General features: G+C 63.1%; 1 protein-coding gene. It reads right to left on the reverse strand.

From position 1 onward, the window contains the following. The coding region (locus tag XI06_RS12950; RefSeq protein ID WP_333909321.1) for a HAMP domain-containing protein at nucleotides 1-1,285 on the reverse strand (1,285 nt) is incomplete at its 3' end. Nucleotides 1,286-1,578 lie beyond the last annotated feature (293 nt).

Genomic DNA, 1,578 nt, shown 5'->3' on the forward strand with positions numbered 1-1,578 from the left:
CGGATGATTCAAGCTGCACGGCTGAGGCCGAGACGTTGGACACGATGGCTCCGACCGCAGCTTCGAAATCATCGGCAAAGCGGATCAGCTCGCCGCGGCGGCTCGCTGCCTGCTCCCTGTTCTGGGCTTCGCTGGCGGCGGCATCGCGCTCGGCCTTGGCGACGGCTTGAACCTTGAACTCCTCGACCGCCCCGGCCATCTCGCCGATCTCGTCCTTGCGCCCGAGGCCGGGCAGCACGACGTCGAAATTGCCCGAGGCAAGCTCACGCATCGCCTTGCACATCGCGATCATCGGACGCGAGATGCCATTGCCGAGCATCAGCGCCAGCGCGGCACCGACGGCAAGACCACCCAACGCCAGCATCAAAATCAGCTGCTCGGTTTCCCCGATCGTCGTATTCGCACCCGCCTCGATGCGCTGCTGATCGGCCGACAGGTCCGACCGCAATTCGCCCGAGAGCTTGAGGATGGACGCGGCCGTCTTGGTCATCTCGGCGTTCGACTTGACGATGACCTTCACGTTCTCCGACAGCTTTGCGAAGGATGCGCGGTATTGCTTCAGAAGATTGCCGATCTCGGTGACACGGTCGGTGATCTTCTGGTCATTGGCGTAGATCGAGACCAGCAGCGTCTCCAGGAACTTGATGCGGGCGACGACGCCGTCGGCGGTCTTCGGATCCGGCTTGGCAACGAAGGCGCTGACCGATGTGGACACCGCAAGATATTGCGAGGTGATGTCCTTGGCCGTGGTCTGGACCGACGCGAGCCCGGCCAGCGCCGCGGTATCGGCTAGATCGTCGAACTTGAAGCGGATCTTGTTGCCGACAGCATTCAACTCATCGGCCGCGATCTTGTTGTTGGCCCGGGTCAGCGTGATGATCTCGCCGAAGACCTTTGTGAAGCGCTGGAATTCGGCTTCGAGCTTGCCGATCTCCTCACGGCGCGCCGCGCCTGACGTGGCCGACATCGACTTGGCGATCGCCGCCTTCAGATTCTCTTCGGCCGCCTTCGCCGCTGTTTCGTCATCCGCCGCCCCGGTCAGCGTGTAAGCCCGGGTCAGGCCCTGATAGCTGATCAACTCGCGGTCGATGGTCCGTGCCAGGTCTGCTTCGGCCACGCTGGTCCGGTAGGAGGCGACGGCGCCAGCGATGCGCTCGAAGCCGAAATAGGCGAACGCCATGCTGACGGCGAGGATGGCCAGCACCGCCACGAAGCCGAGGATGATCTTTGCACGAAAACGCAAGGTGAAGAGCCTCAAAGAGCTCGGCTTCGACTTGACGGACATCCCCACCCCATTCCATTCGCGGAAAACCAGGCGCAGCCCGGCAGCAGTCCGCTCCCCGACTCAACGGTAAATGGCAAAGGATAAGCCGCGGTAAATTTGCCACACCGCAACTTGCGGTGAGGTGTCGCGGGGCGGCCTGGCTCTACGCTGCCCTGATATTCGCCATGAAGCGGTCGAGCTCGGCGCGCAGACGGGTGCTTTCGGACGACAGCGTCTTTGCCGAGTTCAGCACCTCTTCCGAGGCTGAACCGGTTTCGGCGGCGCCGCGGTTGACCTGGCCGATATCGGTCGCT

Source organism: Bradyrhizobium sp. CCBAU 11434, from assembly GCF_028128895.1.
GTDB classification, from domain to species: domain Bacteria; phylum Pseudomonadota; class Alphaproteobacteria; order Rhizobiales; family Xanthobacteraceae; genus Bradyrhizobium; species Bradyrhizobium zhengyangense.